General features: G+C 72.1%; 16 protein-coding genes. 4 read left to right on the top strand and 12 right to left on the bottom strand.

Features of this window, described 5'->3' with window-relative positions; translation table 11 throughout:
• Nucleotides 1-12: 12 nt before the first annotated feature.
• From V4Y03_RS27275 to V4Y03_RS27265, 3 genes are read right to left on the bottom strand one after another with little or no spacing between them, the layout of a single operon-like run.
• Nucleotides 13-852, bottom strand: coding sequence for a carbohydrate ABC transporter permease (locus tag V4Y03_RS27275; RefSeq protein WP_332437274.1), 840 nt, complete (start codon nt 850-852; stop codon nt 13-15).
• Nucleotides 853-895: 43 nt separating this feature from the next.
• Nucleotides 896-1,900, bottom strand: a complete 1,005-nt coding sequence (locus V4Y03_RS27270) for a carbohydrate ABC transporter permease (RefSeq protein WP_332436618.1) — start codon at nt 1,898-1,900, stop codon at nt 896-898.
• A 14-nt stretch (nt 1,901-1,914) separates the two neighbouring features.
• A complete protein-coding gene (locus V4Y03_RS27265; RefSeq protein WP_332436617.1) occupies nt 1,915-3,234 on the bottom strand; it encodes an ABC transporter substrate-binding protein in 1,320 nt (439 codons plus the stop codon).
• 152 nt (nt 3,235-3,386) lie between these two features.
• Between V4Y03_RS27265 and V4Y03_RS27260 the strand changes: the two genes are divergently transcribed.
• Nucleotides 3,387-4,733 (top strand): ROK family protein, encoded by a 1,347-nt coding sequence (locus tag V4Y03_RS27260; protein ID WP_443079828.1) that lies wholly within the window; start codon nt 3,387-3,389, stop codon nt 4,731-4,733.
• 33 nt (nt 4,734-4,766) lie between these two features.
• Here the strand turns inward: V4Y03_RS27260 and V4Y03_RS27255 are convergent, their stop codons facing one another.
• The 7 genes from V4Y03_RS27255 to V4Y03_RS27225 form a co-directional block, all read right to left on the bottom strand.
• The gene (locus V4Y03_RS27255) at nt 4,767-6,956 is read right to left on the bottom strand and encodes a discoidin domain-containing protein (protein ID WP_332436615.1); all 2,190 of its coding nucleotides are present in this window, start codon (nt 6,954-6,956) and stop codon (nt 4,767-4,769) included.
• Between the two features lie 280 nt (nt 6,957-7,236).
• A complete protein-coding gene (locus tag V4Y03_RS27250; RefSeq protein WP_332436614.1) occupies nt 7,237-8,187 on the bottom strand; it encodes a linear amide C-N hydrolase in 951 nt (316 codons plus the stop codon).
• A 183-nt stretch (nt 8,188-8,370) separates the two neighbouring features.
• Complete coding sequence (locus V4Y03_RS27245; RefSeq protein WP_332436613.1) at nt 8,371-9,507, bottom strand: XdhC family protein; 1,137 nt, start codon at nt 9,505-9,507, stop codon at nt 8,371-8,373.
• Nucleotides 9,508-9,549: 42 nt separating this feature from the next.
• Nucleotides 9,550-11,016: an NCS2 family permease gene (locus tag V4Y03_RS27240; protein ID WP_332436612.1), complete on the bottom strand. Its 1,467-nt coding sequence runs from the start codon at nt 11,014-11,016 to the stop codon at nt 9,550-9,552.
• A 320-nt stretch (nt 11,017-11,336) separates the two neighbouring features.
• The gene (locus tag V4Y03_RS27235) at nt 11,337-13,736 is read right to left on the bottom strand and encodes a xanthine dehydrogenase family protein molybdopterin-binding subunit (protein ID WP_317874987.1); all 2,400 of its coding nucleotides are present in this window, start codon (nt 13,734-13,736) and stop codon (nt 11,337-11,339) included.
• Nucleotides 13,737-13,738: 2 nt separating this feature from the next.
• A complete protein-coding gene (locus V4Y03_RS27230) occupies nt 13,739-14,335 on the bottom strand; it encodes a (2Fe-2S)-binding protein (protein ID WP_317874988.1) in 597 nt (198 codons plus the stop codon).
• Nucleotides 14,336-14,337: 2 nt separating this feature from the next.
• On the bottom strand, nt 14,338-15,228 hold the full coding sequence (locus V4Y03_RS27225; protein WP_332436611.1) for an FAD binding domain-containing protein: 891 nt from the start codon (nt 15,226-15,228) through the stop codon (nt 14,338-14,340).
• A gap of 307 nt (nt 15,229-15,535) precedes the next feature.
• Between V4Y03_RS27225 and V4Y03_RS27220 the strand changes: the two genes are divergently transcribed.
• Nucleotides 15,536-17,233: a PucR family transcriptional regulator gene (locus tag V4Y03_RS27220; RefSeq protein ID WP_332436610.1), complete on the top strand. Its 1,698-nt coding sequence runs from the start codon at nt 15,536-15,538 to the stop codon at nt 17,231-17,233.
• A gap of 291 nt (nt 17,234-17,524) precedes the next feature.
• Nucleotides 17,525-18,310, top strand: coding sequence for a hypothetical protein (locus tag V4Y03_RS27215; protein ID WP_317878980.1), 786 nt, complete (start codon nt 17,525-17,527; stop codon nt 18,308-18,310).
• Between the two features lie 70 nt (nt 18,311-18,380).
• On the opposite strand, the gene V4Y03_RS27210 is transcribed toward V4Y03_RS27215, so the two are convergent.
• Both V4Y03_RS27210 and V4Y03_RS27205 read right to left on the bottom strand, forming a co-directional pair.
• Nucleotides 18,381-20,069 (bottom strand): hypothetical protein, encoded by a 1,689-nt coding sequence (locus V4Y03_RS27210; protein ID WP_332436609.1) that lies wholly within the window; start codon nt 20,067-20,069, stop codon nt 18,381-18,383.
• 65 nt (nt 20,070-20,134) lie between these two features.
• On the bottom strand, nt 20,135-20,968 hold the full coding sequence (locus V4Y03_RS27205) for a GntR family transcriptional regulator (protein WP_332436608.1): 834 nt from the start codon (nt 20,966-20,968) through the stop codon (nt 20,135-20,137).
• Between the two features lie 194 nt (nt 20,969-21,162).
• On the opposite strand from V4Y03_RS27205, the gene V4Y03_RS27200 reads away from it, so the two are divergent.
• A complete protein-coding gene (locus V4Y03_RS27200; protein ID WP_332436607.1) occupies nt 21,163-22,029 on the top strand; it encodes a (2Fe-2S)-binding protein in 867 nt (288 codons plus the stop codon).
• Nucleotides 22,030-22,182 lie beyond the last annotated feature (153 nt).

The following is a 22,182-nucleotide window of genomic DNA, read 5'->3' as shown; positions in this document are numbered from 1 at the left end:
CGGTGGAGGGCGTCACTTGACCGCGCCGGCGGTGAGGCCGGTGACGAGGTAGCGCTGGAGGAGCAGGAACCCGGCGACGACGGGGACGCTCACCACGAGGGAGGCCGCCATGACCTGGTTCCAGTACACGTCGTTCTGGGTGGCGTAGCCCTGGAGGCCGACGGCGAGGGTGCGGGTGGCGTCGTTCGTCATGACGGAGGCGAAGAGGACCTCGCCCCAGGCGGTCATGAAGGCGTAGACGCCGACGGCGACGATGCCGGGGGCCGCGGCGGGGACGACGACCCGCAGGAGCGCGCCGAGCGGACCGCAGCCGTCGACCTCGGCGGCCTCGTCGAGCTCGCGCGGGACGCCGTCGAAGTAGCCGATCAGCATCCAGATGGAGAACGGCAGCGAGAAGGTCAGATAGGTGAGGATCAGACCGCCGCGCGAGCCGAAGAGTGCGATGCCGGTGGCGTTGCCGATGTTGACGTAGAGGAGGAAGAGCGGCAGCAGGAAGAGGATGCCGGGGAACATCTGGGTGGACAGGACCGTCACGGTGAACACCCGCTTGCCGCGGAAGGCGTAGCGGCTGACGGCGTAGGCGGCGAAGACCGCGACGACGAGCGAGCAGACGGTCGCCGCGCCCGCGACGATCAGGGAGTTCACGAAGTAGTCGGCGAGCGGGACGGTCTCCCAGATGTCGAGGTAGGGGCGGAAGGTGATGCCGGAGGGGATCCAGCGGAACTTCCCCGACACGTCCTCCAGGGGTTTGAGGGAGCTGGAGACCATCACGTACACCGGCAGCAGGACGAAGCCGGTGAGCAGGGTGAGGAAGATCCGCCGGCTCCAGAGGAAGGAGCGGGGCGGGGCCATGGGCGAGCGGGGCGCGGCCGTGGCCGCCGGGCGGGGCCGGTCGCTACGAGGCATCGGTGGCCTTCCTTCGCAGGGTTCCCCGGGTGGTGAGCAGCAGGTAGGCGCCCGTGACGACGAGCAGGAACAGCAGGAGGAGCACCGACATCGCCGAGCCCGTACCGAAGTTCCAGGTCTGGAACGAGGACTGGTAGATGTGCAGGGAGATCAGGTCGGCGGATTCGGGGGCGGCCTTGCCGAAGAGGACGAAGGGCGTGTTGAAGTCGTTGAACGTCCAGAGGAACAGCACCAGGACGAGCACCTGGGTGACGGGCCTCAGGGACGGCAGGGTGATCCGGCGGAGCTGCTGCCAGAGTCCCGCGCCGTCCAGGGCGGCGGCCTCGTACATGTCCCGGGGGATGTTCTGGAGTCCGGCCATCATGATGAGGAGGGCGAAGGGCCAGCCCTTCCAGACGGAGACGACGAGCAGCGTCCAGAAGGCGTTGTCGCCGATCAGCCAGAAGGCGGGGGTGCCGCCGATGCCGAGCTGGTCGTGCAGGACGTGGTTCACCAGGCCGTTGTCCCGCTGGAACATGAACGCCCAGGTGATGACGGCCGCGTAGACCGGCAGGGCGTACGGGACGAGGAAGAGCGCCCGCAGGAAGCCCCGGCCGCGGAAGGTCTCCTGCAGGAAGACGGCGGCGGCGGTGCCGAGGAGCCAGCAGAGGGCGACCGAGCAGAGGGTGAAGACGCAGGTGGTGACGAACGACTTCAGGAGGGACTCGCCGACGGGGGCGTCGAAGTCGACGGAGACCGCGTAGTTGTCGAGTGCGGCCCAGGGGGCGGCCACCCAGTCACGGATGAAGAACTGGGTGAGTTCCTTGAAGCTCATGACGATGCCGATGAGCATCGGCACGAGGTGGACGAGGAGTTCGAGGGCCAGGGCCGGGAGGAGCAGGAGGTAGGGCAGTCCGGCGGACCGGAGCCGTCCGGGGCGGCGGGTGCGCGGGGCCGCCCCGGGGGTGTGCCGCTGTCCGGTCCGCCCGCCGGGTTTCTCGACGGTGGTGGTCATGGTGGCGTCCGGGTTCACTTCTTGGGCATCTGCTGCTGGGCCTTGTCGAGCTCGGCCCGTACGGACTCGGTGGTGACGGGGCGGCCGGCGGCGGCGTCGGCGAACAGCTTCTTGACCGCGGTGCCGACGACGGTCTCGAACTGGGACTCCTCGGGGACCTGCGGGAGGGCCGCGGCGCTGGTGGCGAGGGTCTGCTTGAGGACGGCGACGGTGGGGGTGTCGAAGGCGGGGTCCTGCTGGGCGCTCTTGACCGGGGGGATGGAGCCGTAGGCCTTGTTGAGGGTCTTCTGCTCCTCGTCGCTGGTCATGAACTTCACGAAGTCGAGGGCGCCTTGGCTGTTCCGGGTGTTCTTGAAGACGGCGAGGTTGATGCCGGCGACCATGGAGTTGATGCCGGTGCCCCGGCCGGGGGCGCCGGAGGCGACGGGGGCGGGGGCGACGCCCCACTCGTCGGCGTTCATGCCCTGGGCGGCGAAGGTGGTGCCGGGGGTCTGCCAGAGGACCATGGCGGTACGGTCCTTGGCGAAGTCGCTGAGGGACTGGTTCTGGGCGTACTCGGCGTTGCCGGGGGCGACGATCCGGTGGGCGGCCATCAGGTCGACGTACTGCTTGACGGCGGCGACGGCCCCGTCCGAGGTGAAGTCGGCCTTGCCGTCGGGGGTGAAGAAGTCGGCGCCGTGCTGTTTGCCGAGGACGAAGACCTGGTGGATGTTGTTGGCGAGGTTGCCGCCCTCGACGCCGATGGCGGACCTTCCGCCCTTGCTGAGCTTCTTTCCGTCGGCGATCAGTTCGTCCCAGGTGGCCGGCGGCTTGGCTATGCCGGCGTCCTTGAACATCTTCTTGTTGTAGTAGAGGGCGTAGGCCATGGAGTACAGCGGTACGGCGGCGGGGTCCTGGCCGGTGGTGCCGGTGGAGCCGAGCGCGGAGTCGACGAAGCGGTCCCTGCCGCCGATGGCCTCGAAGTTCTTGGCGTCCCAGGGCAGCAGGGCGCCGCTCGCCTGGAGCGAGGCGCTCCAGGTGTTGCCGATGTTGAGGACGTCGGGGCCCTGGCCGGAGGTGGTGGCGGTGAGGATGCGGTTGAGGAGGTCGGACCAGGGAATGACCTCCAGCTTGACCTTGATGCCGGTCCGCTTCTCGAACCTGTCGAGTTCGGGCCGCAGGACCTTCTTGTCGACCTCCAGGTTCGCGCCCTGGTTGGAGGCCCAGTAGGTGAGGGTCCTGACGCCGCCGCCGGAGCCGGAGCCGTCGGCCGGGGAGCCGCCTCCGCAGGCCGCGGCGGTGAGGACGAGGGAGAGGGTGACGGCACCGGTGGCCGCGGCTCTGATTCTGCGCATGGCTCCTCAGGACCCTTTCGGGGAGTGGTGGGGAGCTGGGGAGGAGGGGGCGGCGAAGCGTCCCGTGTTCAGGCCCTGAAGCCCTCCCCGGCTTAATTTAGGATGTGAGTTAAACCTCAAGAGAAGGTCGCGTCAAGGGTCCTGACAGCGGTATGTTGCGCTCAGGACTACTTCACCTGGGGGCCCAAGTGACCATGCGGAACGGCCGCACCGTGCGTGACCTGCGACGCGAGAACCGCACCGCCGTCCTCCAACGCCTCTATTTCGACGGGCCGATGAGCCGCTTCTCGCTCGGCCCCGCGACCGGCCTCAGCTCCGGCTCCATCAGCAACGTGGTCGCGGAGCTCGTCGCGGAGGGTCTCGTCGAGGAGGCGGGCAGCGTCGACTCGGCCGGCGGGCGCCCCCGTACCCTGCTCCGGATCACTCCCGGCAGCGGCTGCATGATCGGCGTCGACGTCGGCGAGACCCGGGTCAGGATCGAGCTGTTCGACCTCACCCTGACCGAACTCGCGCGTACCGAACGCCCGTTGGCGGTCGACAGCCCCCACCCCCATGACCGGTACGAGGTCGGTGTCGTCGTCGGCCACGTCCGGGAGGGCATCGCCGAGGTGCTGCGGTCGGCGGGCGTGCCCGCCGGCCGGCTGCTCGGTGTCGGCGTCGGTGTGCCCGGCATCGTGGCCCGCACCGCCGAGGACGGCGCGGTCGTGCACGGCCAGACCATCGGCTGGGACGCCGTCCCCCTGGAGCGGCTGCTGCGCGCGAGCGTGGACCTGCCGACGGCCGTTCCGTACTGGATCGACAACGGCGCCAAGACCCTCGGCCAGGCCGAGATGTGGTTCGGCGCCGGGCGGGGCGCGCGCAGCGCGGTGGTCGTCCTCTTCGGCTCGGGCGTCGGCGCCTGCGTGGTCACGGACCCGATGGGACCCGGCCGGGCGATCGAGTGGGGGCATCTGACGGTACGGGTCAGGGGGCGCAGGTGCCGCTGCGGGGCCCGGGGCTGCCTGGAGGCGTACGCGGGCGCGGAGGCGCTGCTCGAACGGTGGCGGGAGGCGGGCGGGAGGCCTCCGGCGGGGGCGGACGAGGAGACGGCGCTGACGGCGATGCTGGCGGGGGCGTATCCGGCGGGCGCGGGGGCGGAGCCCGACGCGACGGCCCGCGAGGTACTGGAGGAGACCGCCGAGTACCTGGGCGCGGGCTTCGCCGATCTGATCAACCTCTTCCAGCCCGAGCGCATCCTCGTCGGCGGCTGGGCGGGGCTCCAGCTCGGCGCCCGCTTCCTGGAGACGGTGAAGGGGTACGCGGCCGAGTACGCCCTGAAGTACCCGGCGGCCCGGGTCGACATCGGCATGGGCACGCTCGGTCCCGACGCGGTGACGGTCGGCGCGGCGATCCTGCCGCTCGCGGACTTCTTCGCCCGGGGCGGCAGGCGGGCCGAGACGGAGACCGCCGAGGAGCAGCCGGCCTGGGCGTCGACCGTACGGGAACGGGCGGCGCATTGAACGCGCGCCGCCCTTCGCCTCACCGGCCGGACGTCAGGGGTACGAGACCACGGTGGACGGCACGGTGGCGGTGCCCGAGGTCGGGGCCCCCACGCCGTTGATGACGTGCTCGTACTGGCCCTTGCCGCCGAGCGAGACCACCAGCAGGTCGTGGAACCGTACGCCCGGCTTCACCGGGGCCCGGAATCCGTGGTCCTGACGGATCGTCGGGTCGACGTTGAAGTAGCAGTAGCTGCCGAGCGCCCAGCCCTCATGGGTGTTCACGGAGTCGTCGACGCGGTAGGCGGCGTACCCCTTGTACGGGCCGTCCTGGACGGCGGCCTGGTTCGGCGCGTCGTACGCCTTCTCGTTCTGGAAGAAGATCGTGCGGCCCCGCTCGCCGAACCACTCGACGTCGTACTTGTTGAAGTGCTCGACGAACAGGCCGGTGGCGAGGACGTCGTCGCCGTACACGCGGACGCCGTAGTCGGAGCGGTTGGTCTCCCAGCCGACGCCCTCGCCGTGGTCGGCGCGCCAGACCCAGGTGTGGTCGACGATCACGTCGTCGCTGTGGACCGCCATGGCCGTGGTGGCCCTTCCGGGGCCCGCGCCGCCGACACGGACGTACACGTCCTGAACGGTGGTCGGGTCGGCGCCGTGGTCGGCGCCCGCGCCCTGCGGGCCGATCTCCAGGAGGACCGGGGAGTTGACGGGTCCGGCGTCGACGAGGAAGCCGGCGAGCCGGACGCCGTCGACGTCGGCGACCTTCACGGCGGTGACGCCGTTGTCGGGGACGATCGTGGCGAGGCCGAGACCGAGGACGATCGTGCCGGGCCGGTCGACCTGGACCGGCTGGTCCACGTGGTACACGCCCGGCGTGAGGAGGAGATGAAGCCCTTGGCGCAGGGCCGCGTTCATGGTGGCGGCGGTGGTGCCGGGCTTGACCACGTAGAACCGGCCGAGCGGGATCGACTGGCCCTGCGGGGTTCCCGAACCCCAGCTGGTACCACGGGCGTTGACGCGCCTGGCGGGAGCGAAGACCTTGAACTCGCCCCCCTCCCAGAACAGGAAGGGCTTCTCGCGGGAGACGGGGGTGGTGTCGAGCGTGGTGTACGGCGGGTCGGGGAAGCCGGTGGCGGGAGCGCCCTCGACACCGGAGAAGGCCATGTTCCAGACGCCGTTGAGCCAGCCGCCGATCGCGCTGTCCCGGGTGTACCACTGCTGCTGGGAGTAGGGCTGGACGGTGCCGTCGATCTTCGAGTCGGCGATGTAGCCGCCGCTGGCCCAGCCGTAGCCGCTGGGGGCGAGGTTGAGGTTGCCCTTGACGTGCATCCGGCGGAAGGACGCGGCCTGCGAGACGGCCCAGCGGTCGGTGCCGTTGACCGGGTCGAGGGCCAGGTTCTCGGCGGAGCGCCAGAAGTTCTGGGTGGCGTTGCCGCCGAACCAGCCCGCGTCGACGGTCACGTCGCCGTTGATCGTGGTGTCGTCGGGGCGCAGTCCGAGGCCGGCGATCTGGGTGTAGAAGCCGATCTGGGCGTTGAGGCCGTTGTAGGTGCCGGGCTTGAGGAGGAAGGCGTGCCGGCCGCTGCCGAACTGGGCCGACTCCTGCTGGGTGAAGACCTCGTCCAGCTTGGTCTGGATGCCGGGCGTGGAGGGGTCGAGGACGTGCACGTTCGGGCCGAGGTCGCCGCCGCCGGGGAGGGTGGGGCCGCCGTCGCCGGTGGTGCCGTAGACCTGGAACTCCCAGAGGGAGTAGCCGTATCCGGTGGCGCGGGTGGTGCCGTGGACGCGGACGTAGCGGGCGGTGCCGGTGACGGCCAGGGACTCGTTGCCGCCGGGGCCGTTGGCGGTGCTGTAGGCGGTCGTCCAGTCGGTGCCGTTGCCGGAGGTCTCGATGCGGTACGCGGTGCCGTAGGCGGCTTCCCAGCGCAGGTCGACCCTGCTGAGGGCGGCGGGGGCGCCCAGGTCGACCTGGATCCACTGGGGGTCGGCGAAGGCGCTGGACCAGCGGGTTCCCGGGTCACCGTCGACGGCGGCGCCGGCGGGGGTGCCGGCGTTCTCCTGGCTGGAGGCGGTGGCGGGCCTGCCCTGGGAGAGCAGTACGGGGGCGGCCTCGGCGGGGGGTGCGGCGACGAGCGCGAGCAGTCCGGCGAGGAGCGCGGCGACGAGGGCGACGGCGGTGAGGCGACGACGTGGTGCGGAGGATGGCGGGGGCGGCGCGAGACGGATGCCTGCTGCGGGCATGGCTCGATCTCCTCATGGATGAGGGGGAGTTGGGGAAGGGAGCGCGCTCTCCGCAGCAGATGCTCGCGGCTGCCCCGCGGGGGGTCAAGGCATCTGACCGACTTTCCTTTTGGCTTGCATTAAGTATCGAGCAATCACGGGGGCGGGGCCTTCTCGTCGACGAACCGGGAACGGGCGACGGGGGCCGACGCGGGCGCGCGCCCATCGGGAAGCCCTCCGCGTCCCGGAGTGCTCCCGGATGGACGGCGCGGCGAGCCCGGCGTGATCCGGACGACAGGCCCTAGTCCGCCGGGGCGAACTCGCCGGTCACGTTGCCGACGTGGTCGGGCTCCTTCACCACATCGAGGTGCAGCTCCGGGGTGCCCTCGGAGAAGTCCAGCTGCGACAGCTCGACCCACACCACATTGGGGCTCGTGGTGGACTCGTAGAAGTACCGGCCCTCGGTGAGGTCGGCGACGGTGCGCCAGCGCGTGGTCGAGATGTTCGGCCGCACCTCGTCCGCCGTACCGAACGGAGCGGAGGCGTTCCGGATCACGCCGAACATGTACGCCGCGGCTTCGCGCGTGTCCGAGGTGCTCGGAAGCTGCGCGGAGTAGTAGGCGGCGCGGGCGAAGCGGTCCGGCGATTGCACGCCGCCCGGCAGCGGCTGATCGCCGCCGAGTCCTTCGTAACGCTCCTTCAGTTCCAACTGCTCCTCGTACCAGGGCGAGTTCGCCATCACGGTGTACTGCTTGCCCTTGTGCACGACGGCCTTGCCGTCGCGGAACTCGATGATGGCCGAGTTGCCGTTCTTGTCCGCGAGCGCGAGGTGACCGGTTCCCGGCCGGCCGCCGAGGTCCTTCGCGATGAGCTGTACGTCCTCGTCCTGGATCTTCGCCACCGCGTCGTCGACGTTGTCGAAGCAGTCGAGCAGGCACTGGATCGCCCAGTACAGCTCGAGCCCGGGGCGCGAGGGGTCACGGTCGCCGTACTCCGATTCGGAGAGGTACAGCCCGCTGACCTGGAACCCCGCCTCGTTGAGGCCGTCGACGGCGGCCTCGCGGTACATGAGCGCGACGACGCTGCCGAACCGCGAGGTCCAGGTGAAGTTGCCCGGGAGTGTGGGCGTGCCGGGCATGCTCTGGCGCTCCACGCCACGCGGGCGCACCGCCAGGATCGTGTCCGCGTCCTGGTACCAGTCCATACTCCGGGCGACCAGTACGTTGCCCTGGGCGGGGCCACCCTGTGCCATACGGGAATGACCCTGCGATGACCATAGAATCCGTGTACACATGCTTCGCATTATCGACAACAAGTGTCGAACCGGGCGGCTCCACCCGGCCGGAATTCACCCGATCAGCACAGGGCCCCGCCCCATGCCCGCATCGGCGACACGGCTACGGAGTAGTCGCATGACCGGCCGGACAAGTCCTGGCTAGGCGACCGACCCGATGCGCCCCGCCGGCTCGCGCGGCCCGTCGTGGTGGATCGGGGTGTGGGCGCCGGTGAGGGAGCGGCCCGTGCCGCCGCGGCGGTTGGCCACGATCTCCGCGCCGATCGAGAGGGCCGTCTCCTCGGGCGTGCGGGCGCCCAGGTCGAGGCCTACCGGGGAGCGCAGGCGGGCGAGTTCGAGTTCGGTGACGCCGACCTCGCGGAGGCGCTTGTTGCGGTCCTCGTGGGTGCGGCGGGAGCCCATCGCGCCGATGTAGGCGACGGGAAGCTTCAGGGCGGCGTGCAGGAGGGGCACGTCGAACTTGGCGTCGTGGGTGAGGACGCAGAGCACCGTACGGCCGTCGACCTCCGTCGACTCCAGATAGCGGTGCGGCCATGCGACGACGATCTCGTCCGCCTCGGGGAAGCGGGCCGGCGTCGCGAAGACGGGCCGCGCGTCGCACACGGTGACGTGGTAGCCGAGGAACTTGCCCACCCGTACCAGCGCGGCGGCGAAGTCGATCGCGCCGAAGACGATCATGCGCGGGGCGGGCACGGAGGACTCGACGAGCAGGGTCAGCGGCTGTCCGCAGCGGCTGCCGTCCTCGCCGATCTCCACGGTGCCGGTGCGGCCCGCGTCGAGCATCGCGCGGGCCTCGGCCGCCGCCGTGCGGTCCAGCTCGGGGTGGCCGCCGAGCTTCCCCTCGTACGAGCCGTCCGGGCGGACCAGCAGGGCGCGGCCCATCAGGTCCTCGGGTCCGGAGACGATCCGGGCGAGGGCTGCCGCCTCCCCCGTGGTGGCGGCGCCGAGCGCGGCGGGGAAGACCCCGCCGCGCACCGGTGTGACGAGGATGTCGATGACGCCGCCGCAGGTCAGCCCGACCGCGAAGGCGTCCTCGTCGCTGTACCCGAAGCGCTCGACGACGGTCCTGCCGTCTTCGAGGGCCTGCACGCACAGCTCGTACACCGCCCCCTCCACACACCCGCCGGAGACCGATCCGATCGCCGTGCCCTCGCTGTCGACGGCGAGGGCGGCGCCCGGCTGCCGGGGCGCGCTCCCGCCGACGGCCACCACGGTGGCGACGGCGAAGGCACGTCCCTGCCCGACCCACCGGTGCAGCTCTTCGGCGATGTCCAGCATCTCGGTTCTCCTCTGGAAGGTGCGGGGAGGGCGGCGGGGGCGTCAGCCGACGCCGAGCCAGCTCTCGATGGGATGGATCGCGAAGTACACGATGAAGATCGCGGTCAGGCCCCACATGAAGGCGCCGACCTCGCGTGCCTTGCCCTGCGCCGCCTTGATCACGACGTAGGAGATCACACCGGCCGCGACACCCGTGGTGATCGTGTACGTGAAGGGCATGAGGACCACGGTGAGGAACACCGGGATCGCGACGGAGCGGTCGCTCCAGTCCACGTGCTTGGCGTTCTGCATCATCATCGAGCCGATGACGACCAGGGCCGCGGCGGCGACCTCCTGCGGCACGATCGCGGTCAGCGGCGTGAAGAAGAGGCAGAGGGCGAAGAATCCGCCGGTGACCACGGAGGCCAGACCCGTGCGGGCACCCTCGCCGACGCCGGTCGCGGACTCGACGAAGACCGTCTGCCCGGAGGCTCCGCCCACACCACCGACGATACCGCCGGCGCCGTCGATGAAGAGGGCCTTCGAGAGGCCGGGCATCCGGCCCTTGTCGTCGGCGAGCTTGGCCTCGGTGCCGACGCCCAGGATGGTCGCCATGGCGTCGAAGAAGCCGGCGAGCACCAGGGTGAAGACGATCATGCTGATGGTGATGTAGCCGACGTCGCCCCAGCCGCTGAAGGACACGTCCCCGAAGAGGGAGAAGTCCGGGGCGGAGACCGCGCTGCCGCCGAGCTCCGGCGGGCCGGAGAACCAGGCCTTGGCCGGGATGTCCGCGACCGCGTTCAGGACGACCGCGACGACGGTGCCCGCGACGATGCCGATCAGGATCGCGCCGGGGATGTTGCGGGACTGGAGGGCGAAGATCAGCAGCAGGGTGAAGGCGAAGATCAGGACGGGCCAGCCCATGAGCTCACCGGCCGGGCCGAGGGACACGGGGCCGCCGCCCGGTGCGGGGTTCTCGTGCACGAAGCCGGCCTTCACGAAGCCGATGATCGCGATGAAGAGGCCGATGCCGATGGTGATGGCGTGCTTGAGCGCGAGCGGTATCGCGTTCATGATCATCTCGCGGAGTCCGGTGACCACCAGGAGACAGATCACGGCGCCGTACGCCACGGACATGCCCATGGCCTGCGGCCAGGTCATGACCGGCACGACCTGCGAGGCCATGACGCCGGAGACGCTGAGGCCGGCGGCGAGCGCGAGGGGGACCTTGCCCCAGAAACCCATGAGCAGGGTCGTCGCGGCTGCCGCGAGGGCGGTGGCGGTGATGAGCGCCGGCTGGCTCAGGAGCTGGCCGTTGACGTCCTTGCCACTGAGGATCAGGGGGTTGAGCAGGAGAATGTACGCCATCGCCATGAAGGTGGTGACGCCGCCGCGGATCTCCGTCGCGACGGTGGATCCTCTCTCCGAGATGTGAAAGTACCGGTCGAGCCAAGACCTGCCGGCGGGATTGCGCGAGCCGGAGCCCGCGTCATCGGCGCTGGTCCTGGGCTCCACTGACGACTGGGTCATGGGGCCTGCTCCCAAGGTTCAAAGGGGCACCCGCGTCAGACTTCGAAGGGATCTGGTCTGGTGAAGCTGCGGGATTTGGGATGGTGCGTGGGCTGCACGACCCGGGGGACGGCCCGAGACGAACGGGATGGATCGGTACTGCGGGGCACTGCGGTGTTACGGGGGTGGTGCGGGTACTGCGGTGTTACGGGGTACTGCCGTGATGCGGTACTTCGGTTGTTACGGAGTACCCCGGTGACGCGAGTACTGCCGTGGGGGCTCCGGGCGGTGCGGGCGGGAAGTGTGACGTTCCTCGGGAGGCACGGACCGCCCGGAGAGTCCTACAGGGTGCCGGTGAGCGCCTCGGGGCGTACCGGCGTCTTGTTGAGCTCCAGGCCCGTCGCGGCCCGGATCGCCGCGAGGACGGCCGGGGTGGACGACAGGGTCGGCGCCTCTCCGATGCCCCGGAGGCCGTACGGCGCGTTGGGGTCGGCAAGCTCGAGGTAGTCGACCGGGATGGTCGGCGTGTCGAGGATGGTCGGGATGAGGTAGTCCGTGAAGGAGGGGTTGCGCACCTTCGCGGTCTTCGGGTCGACGATGATCTCCTCCATCACCGCGACGCCCAGGCCCTGGGTGGTGCCGCCCTGGATCTGGCCGACGACGGAGAGCGGGTTGACCGCCTTGCCGACGTCCTGGGCGCAGGCCAGCTCGATCACCTTGACGAGGCCGAGCTCGGTGTCGACCTCCACCACCGCGCGGTGCGCGGCGAAGGCGTACTGGACGTGCCCGTCGCCCTGTCCGGTGACGAGGTCGAAGGCCTGGGTGGGGCGGTGCCGCCACTCCTCCTCGACCTCCACGGCCCGGTCCTCGAGGACGTCGGCGATGGTGGCGAGGGCCTCGCCACCGTCGGTGACGACCTTGCCGTCCTCCAGGAGGAGTTCGGCGTTGGCCCAGGCGGGGTGGTACGAGCCGAACTTGCGTCGGCCGATCTCCAGGACCTTCTCGCGGACGATCTCGCAGGAGTTCTTGATGGCGCCGCCGGTCATGTACGTCTGACGGCCCGCGGAGGTCGAACCGGCCGAGCCCACCTGGGTGTCGGCGGGGTGGATGGTGACCTGCTGGACTCCGAGCTCGGTGCGGGCGATCTGCGCGTGGATGGTGACGCCGCCCTGGCCGACCTCCGCCATCGCGGTGTGGACGGTGGCGACGGCCTCGCCGTTGATGACCTCCATCCGGATCTTCGCGGTGGAGTAGTCGTCGAAGCCTTCGGAGAAGCCGACGTTCTTGATGCCGACGGCGTAGCCGACACCACGCACGACACCCTCGCCGTGCGTGGTGTTGGACAGGCCGCCCGGCAGCGCGCGGACGTCCGCGCCCTCGCCGGCGGTCTCCCACTGGCGCTCCGGCGGCATCGGCCGGGCCTTGACCCGGCGCAGCAGCTCGGCGACGGGGGCGGGCGAGTCCACGACCTGGCCGGTCGGCATGATCGTGCCCTGCTCCATGGCGTTGAGCTGGCGCAGTTCCACCGGGTCCATGCCCAGCTTCGCCGCGAGCTTGTCCATCTGTGCCTCGTAGGCGAAGCAGGCCTGGACCGCACCGAAGCCGCGCATCGCGCCGCAGGGCGGGTTGTTGGTGTAGAGGCCGATCGCCTCGATCTCGACGTCCTCGATGACGTACGGGCCGACCGAGAGGGACGAGGCGTTGCCGACGACGGAGGCCGTGGACGAGGCGTACGCGCCGCCGTCGAGCACGATCCTGCACTTCATGTGCGTGAGCTTGCCGTCCTTGGTGGCGCCGTGCTCGTACCAGAGCTTCGCCGGGTGCCGGTGGACATGGCCGAAGAAGGACTCGTACCGGTTGTAGACCATCTTCACCGGCTTGCCGGTGCGCAGCGCGAGGATGGACGCGAGGATCTGCATGGAGATGTCCTCGCGACCGCCGAACGCGCCGCCGACGCCGGCCATCGTCATCCGGACCTTCTCCTCGGGCAGGCCGAGGCAGGGCGCGATCTGCTTGAGGTCCGAGTGCAGCCACTGGGTGGCGACGTACAGGTCGACGCCGCCGTCCTCGGCCGGTACGGCGAGGCCGGACTCCGGGCCGAGGAAGGCCTGGTCCTGCATGCCGAAGGTGTACTCGCCGGTGACGATGACATCGGCGCGCTCGGCGGCCTCGGCGGCGTTGCCGCGGATGATCGGCTGGCGGTGCACGATGTTCGGGTGCGGGACGTGACCGGAGTGGTGGTCGTCGCGGCCCTCGTGGACCAGGATCGCGTCCGGAGCGGTGGCCGAGGCCTCGTCCGTGATGACCGGGAGCTCCCGGTACTCGATCTTGATCTTCGCGGCGGCGCGGCGGGCGGTCTCCGGGTGGTCGGCGGCCACGAGGGCGACCGGCTCACCGTGGTGACGGACCTTGCCGTACGCGAGGACCGGGGTGTCCTGGAACTCCATGCCGTAGTTCTTCGCGGCCGGCAGGTCCTCGTGCGTCAGGACGGCGTAGACGCCGTCCATCGTGAGGGCCTCGGAGGTGTCGATGGACAGGATCTCGGCGTGCGCGACCGTGGAGCGCAGGATCTGGCCCCAGAGCATGTCCTCGTGCCACATGTCGGAGGAGTACGCGAACTCGCCGGTGACCTTGAGGGTGCCGTCCGGGCGGAGCGTGGACTCGCCGATGCCGCCCTTGACGTGGTTCTGGGTGACGTCGGTGGGCGTGCCCACCGGGGTCGTGCGTGTTTTCTGAGTCATCGTCAGACCGCCTCTCCCTGACGCTCCTGGCGAGCGGCCGCGAGGCGGACCGCGTCGAGGATCGTCTCGTAACCGGTGCAGCGGCAGAGGTTGCCGGAGAGCGCCTCGCGGATGTCCGCGTCCGTCGGGGACGGGTTGCGCTCCAGCATCTCGTCGGCCGCGACCAGCAGGCCGGGGGTGCAGAAGCCGCACTGCACGGCGCCGGCGTCGATGAACGCCTGCTGGATCGGGGAGAGTTCGACACCCTCGCCGGTCTGCGAGTCCTGGCCGGGCTTGGCCTCCCACTTCCTGGCGGCGTCCAGCGAGGTGCCGCAGGTTCCGGAGGCGCAACCGGCGTGCTCCGCGCGGTCCTTGGCGAACTCGGCGAGGCCTTCGACGGTGACGACCTCGCGGCCCTCGACCTGACCGGCCGCGACGAGACAGGAGCAGACCGGCACTCCGTCGAGACGGACGGTGCAGGAACCGCACTCGCCCTGCTCGCAGGCGTTCTTGGAGCCGGGCAGACCCAGACGCTCACGCAGAACGTAGAGGAGGGACTCGCCCTCCCAGACGTCGTCGGCTTCCTGCGGACGACCGTTGACCGTGAAATTGACGCGCATGGTTATGCAGCTCCCTCAAGCGTGCGGCCGGCGCCGCGGTACTGCTCCCAGGTCCAGCCGAGCTGGCGGCGGGCCATGATGCCGACGGCGTGGCGGCGGTACTTGGCGGTGCCTCGGACGTCGTCGATCGGGTTGGCGGCGGCCGAGCAGAGGTCGGCGAACTGCTTGGCGACCGACGGGGTGATGATCTTGCCGTTGTCCCAGAAGCCGCCCTCCTCCAGAGCCGCGTTCAGGAAGGCCTCGGCCTCCTTGGCGCGGATCGGGGTCGGCGCGGCGGAGCCGATGCCGGTGCGCACGGTCCGGGTCTCCGGGTGCAGGGCCAGGCCGAAGGCGCAGACCGCGATGACCATCGCGTTGCGGGTGCCGACCTTGGAGTACTGCTGGGGGCCGTCCGCCTTCTTGATGTGGACGGTCTTGATGAGCTCGTCGGGCTGGAGCGCGTTGCGCTTCACACCCGTGTAGAACTCGTCGATCGGGATGAACCGGGTGCCGCGCACCGACTCGACCTCGACCTCTGCGCCCGCGGCGAGCAGCGCCGGGTGGGCGTCTCCGGCGGGCGAGGCGGTGCCGAGGTTGCCCCCGACGCCGCCGCGGTTACGGATCTGCGGGGAGGCGACCGTGTGCGAGGCGAGCGCCAGACCGGGCAGCTCGGCGCGGAGGTTCTCCATGATCTGGGTGTACGGAACGGAAGCGCCGAGGCGGACGTTCTCCTCGCCGACCTCCCACTCGCGCAGCAGCTCGACGCGGTTCAGGTCCAGGAGGTACTCGGGCCGCCGGTGGTCGAAGTTGATCTCGACCATGACGTCCGTGCCACCCGCGAGGGGCACGGCCGTGGGGTGCTCTGCCTTGGCGGCGAGCGCCTCCTCCCAGCTGGCGGGGCGAAGGAAGTCCATGGTGGCTCTCTTCCAGTGATTCTGGTGATCGGGGGTCGTTCAGCAGGGTTCCGGGGGGACGGCCGGCCCTCGACTTCATGTTCATGTGCTGTTAACGCGGTGTGTGGCCTAGTACACAAGCCCACGCTCGCCCGGGTGCAGTCACCGAAAACATGAAGGAGTTGGCTGGGTCCCGTCGTCGTCTTGTAGATTCGAACGAAAGGCGAGGAACAGTCACCTCGCTGTTTTCCCCTGGAAACGGTGGCACCACTCCACCGTCGACAACGGGACACCCCACGACCCACTGACCAGGAACGGCGGCGACACGATGCGGCTGCGCGCACTGCTGGAGAACGACGCGCTCGGGCTGCGCCTGCTCGGCGGCGAGGACGAGCTGGACCGGACCGTCCGCGGCGTGATGACGACGGACCTCAAGGACCCCAGCCGGTACCTTTCCGGCGGCGAGCTGGTCCTCACGGGCCTCGCGTGGCTGCGGGAGCCGGCCGACGCCGAGCCCTTCGCCCGCATCCTGGCCTCGGCCGGGGTCGCGGCGCTCGCGGCCGGTGAGGCGGAGCTCGGGGACATCCCCGCCGATCTCGTGGAGGCGTGTTCGCGCCATCGGCTTCCGCTGTTCGCCGTGAACGAGTCCGTTGCGTTCGCGACGATCACCGAGCACGTTGTTCGACAGGTCTCGGGCGAGCGGGCCGGGGACCTGGCCGCCGTCGTCGACCGGCACCGCCGGCTCATGACCTCGGGCCCCGCGGGCGGCGGCCCGGAGGTCGTCCTCGACCTGCTCGGCTCCGACCTGGACCTGCGGGCCTGGGTCCTCTCCCCCACCGGCCGCCAGATCGCGGGTGCCGGCGAACCCCTTCCGGCTGCCCTCGCCGCCACCCTGGCCGGTGAGCACCTGGCGGCCACCCGGACCGGCCGGCGCGGCCCGCACCGGATCGTCACGGGCGGAACCACGTACTCCCTCTTCCCGATCCGCAACACCGGCCGGGGCGCGGTCCCGGCCTCCAGGGACGTGCGCGAGACGGTCCTCTCGGACTGGCTGCTCGCCGTCGAGGCGGACGCCGGGGAGTGGCCCGCGGCGCGGCTCGACCTGCTCCAGGGCGTCACACAGCTGATCGCCGTCGAGCGGGACCGGCGCGACGCGGCCCGTACGGTGCGCCGCAGGCTGGCCCAGGAGGTCCTGGAGCTGGTGCAGACGGGCGCGGCGCCCGCCGAGATCGCCGCCAGGCTGCGGGTCGCCGCCCCGGTGCTGCTGCCCGGGCTCGGTACGGCCCCGCACTGGCAGGTGGTCGTGGCCCGGGTCGACTGGGAGCAGGACGCCGCCCAGGGCTCGGCGGTGGACGGCGGCCCGGTCGCCCAGGCGCTCCTGGAGGAGATCCTCGTCGACCCGGCGACCGTGGGCGCCGAGTCCGCCGACCGGATCGCGGTGGCGCACAGCGGCGACGAGGCCATCGCCCTGGTGCCGCTGGCCGCGGGCCCGCTGCCGGACAGCGAGGACGACGGCCCGGCCCCCGCGCTCGGCCTGCACGCGGACGTGCTGCTCGGCGCCGTGCGGGCCCCGCTCTCCGCCGGTCTCGCCGACGACGGGCGTCTCACCCTCGGCGTCAGCGCGGCCGTGCACTCGGCGGAGGGCCTGCGCGGGGCGCTGGAGGAGGCCCGGCACGCCCGCCGGGTCGCCGCCGCCCGGCCGGGCCGGGTCTGCGCGGCGGGCCACCACGAGCTGGCCTCGCACGTGCTGCTGCTGCCGTTCGTGCCGGACGACGTCCGGCGCGCGTTCACGGCCCGGCTGCTCGACCCGCTGCGCGACTACGACCGGCGGCACCGGGCGGAGCTGATCCCGACCCTGGAGGCCTTCCTCGACTGCGACGGCTCCTGGACGCGCTGTGCGACCCGCCTCCACCTGCACGTGAACACGTTGCGCTACCGGGTGGGCCGGATCGAGCAGCTCACCGGACGCGATCTCTCCCGTCTGGAGGACAAGCTCGACTTCTTCCTCGCCCTGAGGATGAGCTGAGCGGGCCGTACGCGTTTCACCCGTTCGGGCGAGTCCGGTGGAGTGACGTCCGGGCCGGTGGGGGCCCCTCGGCCGCACCGGCCGGGGGGCCTCGCCGGGGCCTGATCACGGGCCCGGCGGCGATCTGACGCCCTGTCGGGCAGCCCGGGCCGGGCGGCGCCCCGATCCATCGGACTCTTGTGAATTCTTTCACCTGACCCCTTGGCCAGGTACTCCCCTTCGTGCTGAGATGCGGGTCTCACTCAACAGCTCAATGGCGCGCTCGGGGAGGGCAATGTGGCGGATACCGCCATGTCTGGTTCCGAATCAAGGGGCGGCGAAGATCCGTCCCTCGCCTACGGCAAGGAGACTCCCGTGGAGACCGCCATATGGCGGCTCCGCTCCCGGGGCTGCTGGACGGACGCGGCGGCGCTGCTCGCCCCGCACGCCTCCGAACCGGCCGCCGCGCTCGAACGGGCGGCGCTGCTCATCGAGCGCTGCCTCTACACCGAGAAGGGCTGGGCCGACGCCGAGGAGGCGCTCCGGGCGGCCGAGGCGGTGGCCCGCACCGACGAGGAACGCGGGGCGGCGGCCTGCGAACGCGGCTATCTCGCCTACGCGTCGACGCTGCTCGGGGTGCGCGACCGGGCCGACGAGGCGCGGATGGCGCTCGGCCGTGCGGCGGCGCTGATCGCGCCCGCCGCCGAGGGCCGGCCGCTGCTCGACCTGCGGCGCGGGCTCATCGCGCAGAACCTCGGCGACTCCCCGCAGGCGGCCCGCGCCGCGTACCGCAGGGCGCATGCCGGGGCGGTCGCGCAGGGGGACTCGCTGCTGCTCTCCTCCACCTGGCGGCACCTCGCCGGACTCGCCCTGCGGGAGGGGGAGTTGGCGGAGGCCCGGCACGGTTTCGCGGAGTCGCTGCGCATCCGGGAGGAGCTGGGCTTCCTCGTCGGTACGGCCCCGGCCCTGACCGCGCTCGCCACCACGGAGACGGAACCGGAGGCGGGCCGCCTGCGCGCCGAGGCCCGCCGCCTCTTCCGCCTGCTGGGCGGGGTGCCGACCTGGCTCGCGAGCCAGCTCACACCCAGGACGGCCTGAACTCGGCCGCTCCGGAGGGACGTTGACGAATTCCCCACTCCGGGGGTCGTTGACGAACCCCCGGAGCGGCTCAGTTCCTGGGCACCAGACACACCAGGCTCTCGTCGGTGCCGATCAGCAGTGAGCCGGCGCCCGTGACGGCGACCGCGCGGACCGGGGGGCCCGGGCGGAAGGCGAGCGTGCGGCCACCCTCGGGGCGGCGCAGTTCGACGAGGCCGTCGGCCCAGGCGGCGGCGACGAGCGGGCCGTGCGGGGTCTGCGTCGCGTGGACCGAGACCACCGGCGAGGGCCGCTCCGCGAGGGGCTCAGGGCGGGGGTCACGGCCCGGCGTCCAGAGCCGTACCGTCCCGTCGGCGCCGCCGGAACAGACGAACGGGGTCTCGGAGTCGACCGCCGCCACCGCCGTCACCCGGCCGCTGTGCGAGGCCGCCTGGTGCAGGCCCCGCAGCCCGAAGGCGTGTACGGAGCCGAGCCGGTCCCCCACCACCACCGAGCCCCCGATGGCCGCGAGGGCCGTGCCGGGGTGGCGGGCCAGGGTCGCCGAGACGGCCTCCGTGAGGCGCTCCAGATAGGGGGCGCGCGGCGCCGTCCCCCGTACGGTGTGCAGCCTGCCCCGGTCGTCCAGGAGCAGCACCGTGCCGTCGGGCGCGGGCGCGAGCGCCGTGACCCGGCCGGAGACGGTGTGCGCGAGGCGCCCGGCGGGGCTCGCGTCGGCCTCGTGGAGCAGCCGTACGGCGCCGGTGCGGTCACCGACGAGCAGGGTCCCCTCCAGGGGGCCGCCCGCCGCACCGAGCACGGTGACGGGGCCCGGCCAGGGCGGGGTCAGGTCACCGCGGTGGCGGGCCCATCGCAGCCGCCAGGGGGAACCTTCCGCCAACTCGGCGAGGGCGGGACGCAGTCGGGGGTCCGCGCCGTCGCCGAGTGCGGCGAGGAGCACCGACGCCCGCTCGGCCGGGGGCTGTTCGCGGCAGAGCGACTGTCCGGCCCGCATCCAGGCGGCGCGGAGGCCGCCGTGGTCCTCTGCCGCGTTCTCGCCGGGCCGGGCGGGCGCTTCGGGACCGTCGAGCGTGCCCGGCAGGCCCGCGGCGGCGGCTCCGGCGAGGTAGGCGGTGGTCACGAGCAGCGGATCGGCCACGCAGACCGCGACCGGGTCGGAGAGGTCGGGCAGCGGCCGGGCCGGCTCGGCGGGGGCGTCCGCGACGCCGTCGGGACCGCCGTCGGGGTCCGGTGCGCCGTCGAGGTCCACGACGACGGCCCGGCGCTCGGCGCGCAGGACGGTGGGGGCCGGGGTGCCGCTGCGGGCCTCGACCACGAGCCGGACCCGTCCCACCCCCGCGAGTTCGGCGATCAGCCGGGTGAGCGCCTCGGGTTCGGCGGCGGCGTGGAGGTCCGTGAGGAGCAGGACGGCGCGGCCGGCGGGCCGGGCCTCGCTGGTCGCGAGGGCGTGCACGAGGTCGCCCGGGGATCTGGCCACCACGCCGAGCCGGTCCGCGATCGTCCAGGTCGCGCCGAGCGCGCTCTGCCCGGCGAGGGGGACGAGCACCCGGGCCGTACGCCTGCGGGGCCGGCCGGCGCGCGGACCGTGCCGGGCGAGCCAGCCGAGCAGGGCCGTCTTGCCGCTGCCGGGGGCGCCGGTGACGAGGCACAGCCGGGGCGCCTCGGGATCGGTGAGCCAGCCGAGCAGGGCCGTGGCCTCGGCTTCCGTACCGGTGACGGGTCGGCGTCCGTCCCATGCCGGGGACGGGGTCGCGGACGGCATGGGACACCTCACGGGCGACGCGATGACGGGCGGCTGACGTCCATGACCTTAGTCGTCCGGGGCGCTCAGCACTCCGATCCGGTGAAGTGCTCCCGCACCAGCTCCTGGACCACGGTCAGGTCCTGGGCGATCAGGGCGTCCAGGAGGGCCGTGTGCTCGGCGGCGTCGGCGACGAGCACCCCGTGCCGGAGGGCGGGGGCGCTGATCAGGGGCCACTGGGAGCGGCGGTGGAGGTCGTCGGCGACGGCGAGCAGCTGCTCGTTCCCCGCGAGGGAGAGGACGGCCCGGTGGAAGGCGCGGTCGGCCTCGGCGTAGTGGGCGCGGTCGCCGCGGGCGGCGGCGGTCGAGGTCGCCTCGGCGAGCGGGCGGAGCGCGGCCCAGCGGGCGGCGGGGACGGTACGGGCGAGCCGCAGCATGACGGGGACCTCGATGAGCGCGCGGACCTCGGCGAGCTCGGCCAGTTCCCGGGGGGTGCGCTCGGTGACGCGGAAGCCGCGGTTCGGCACGACCTCGACGGCGCCTTCGACGGCGAGGCGCTGCATGGCCTCGCGGACGGGGGTGGCCGAGACGCCGAAGCGCTCGCCGAGGGCGGGGGCGGAGTACACCTCGCCGGGGACGAGCTCGCCGTCGACGAGGGCGGTACGGAGGGCGTCGAGGATCTGGCCGCGCACGGAGTGACGTACGACGCGGGGCGCGGGGGCGAGGGCGACGGTCGGTATGCGGCCACGGGCGGACTCGATCGGCTCGCCCTGGAGGTGCTCCCCCCGTACGTGCTCCGCGTGGGCGCCCGCGCGCTCCGCCGCTTCGGCCGCGCGGCCCTGTTCCGGTACGCGCACGGCGTCACCGAAGGGCGGGGACGGCCTCTCCGTCGCCCGCTCGCGCGCTGCGCCCTGCTCCACCCGGGTCCTCCTGCGGCCTCGTGCCGGGCCCGGCTCGCGTCGCCGGGGCCCTCTGTGCACCATAGGCGAACGGACCGACATCCCGGGCGCGAGGGCTGCCCCGCTGGTGGGAGGGGGTCTCCGGTGGTGAGAGGCCACCCCGAATCGGATAAGGTAAGGCTAACCTGCCAACGCTCGCGATTCGGTGGTCCCCCATGACCGTCCCCGCCCTGTTGCCCACCCCCTCGCCCTCGCCCGTCGCGGCCTCCTACACCCGGCTCGCCGAGGTCTTCCCCGGCCTGCGCATACAGGAAATCGCGGGGGGCGAGCCGCTCCCGGGCGGCGCGGGCTGGGTCGGCGCGGACGAGCTGGCGGCCGGCGGCCCCGCTCTCGACGCCTTCCTCGCCTGGGACGACGCGCAGGTGCTGCGCGACCACGGCGCCCGGGCCCGTCCCGACGTGGTCGCGAGCTTCGGACTCCACCGGTACGCCTGGCCCGCCTGTCTGCTCGTCACCGCCCCCTGGTTCCTGGACCGCAGGGTGCCCAGGCTGCCCGCGCGGAACGTGTCCTTCCAGCGCGCCCTGGGCATGCTGGCGGTCCGGGTCGAGGAGTTCGCCTGCCTCCCGGACGACCCCGCGGCGGCGCTGCCCGGCGCCCGGGTGGTCGCCGACGAGGACGCCCTGCGGGCCGAGGTCCGCGCCTCGCTGGCCGAGCACTTCGAGGCGGTCCTCGACGGCTTCGGCCCCCGGATGCGGCGCGGGCGCCGGGCCCTGTGGGGCATGGCCACGGACGAGATCGTCGAGGGCCTCTGGTACATCGGCGCCCTGCTCGCCGAGGAGGGGCGGGCGATGGCCGAGCTCGACCTCCTCATGCCGGGCACGGCCAAGCCGTACAAGCCGTACGCGGGTTCCGCCGGCTTCCGCGAGCTGACGGGCTCCGAAGGTCCCGACGGCGCCCCGCGCGCCACGCGCGACCGGGCGACCTGCTGCTTCTTCTACACGCTGCGCCCCGAGGACACCTGTCTCACCTGTCCGCGCACCTGCGACGCCGAGCGGGTCCGCCGGCTGTCCGCGACGGCCTGAGGCTCCCGGACGATTACGCCACCCGGACGGGTGGCGTAAATCGAACCCAAAACCCGTCCCCTGTATGAACGTTCGACCAGATCGCACCTATTCGTATGCCCTGGGACCCCAATGGCGTGCTCTTGCCCGGAAACACCGTGTGCGCCCCACGGG

Origin of the sequence: Streptomyces sp. P9-A4 (genome assembly GCF_036634195.1) — a bacterium.
GTDB lineage: Bacteria > Actinomycetota > Actinomycetes > Streptomycetales > Streptomycetaceae > Streptomyces.
The sequence above is the reverse complement of the archived record's forward strand: the minus strand, read 5'-3'. Positions and strand labels throughout refer to the sequence as shown.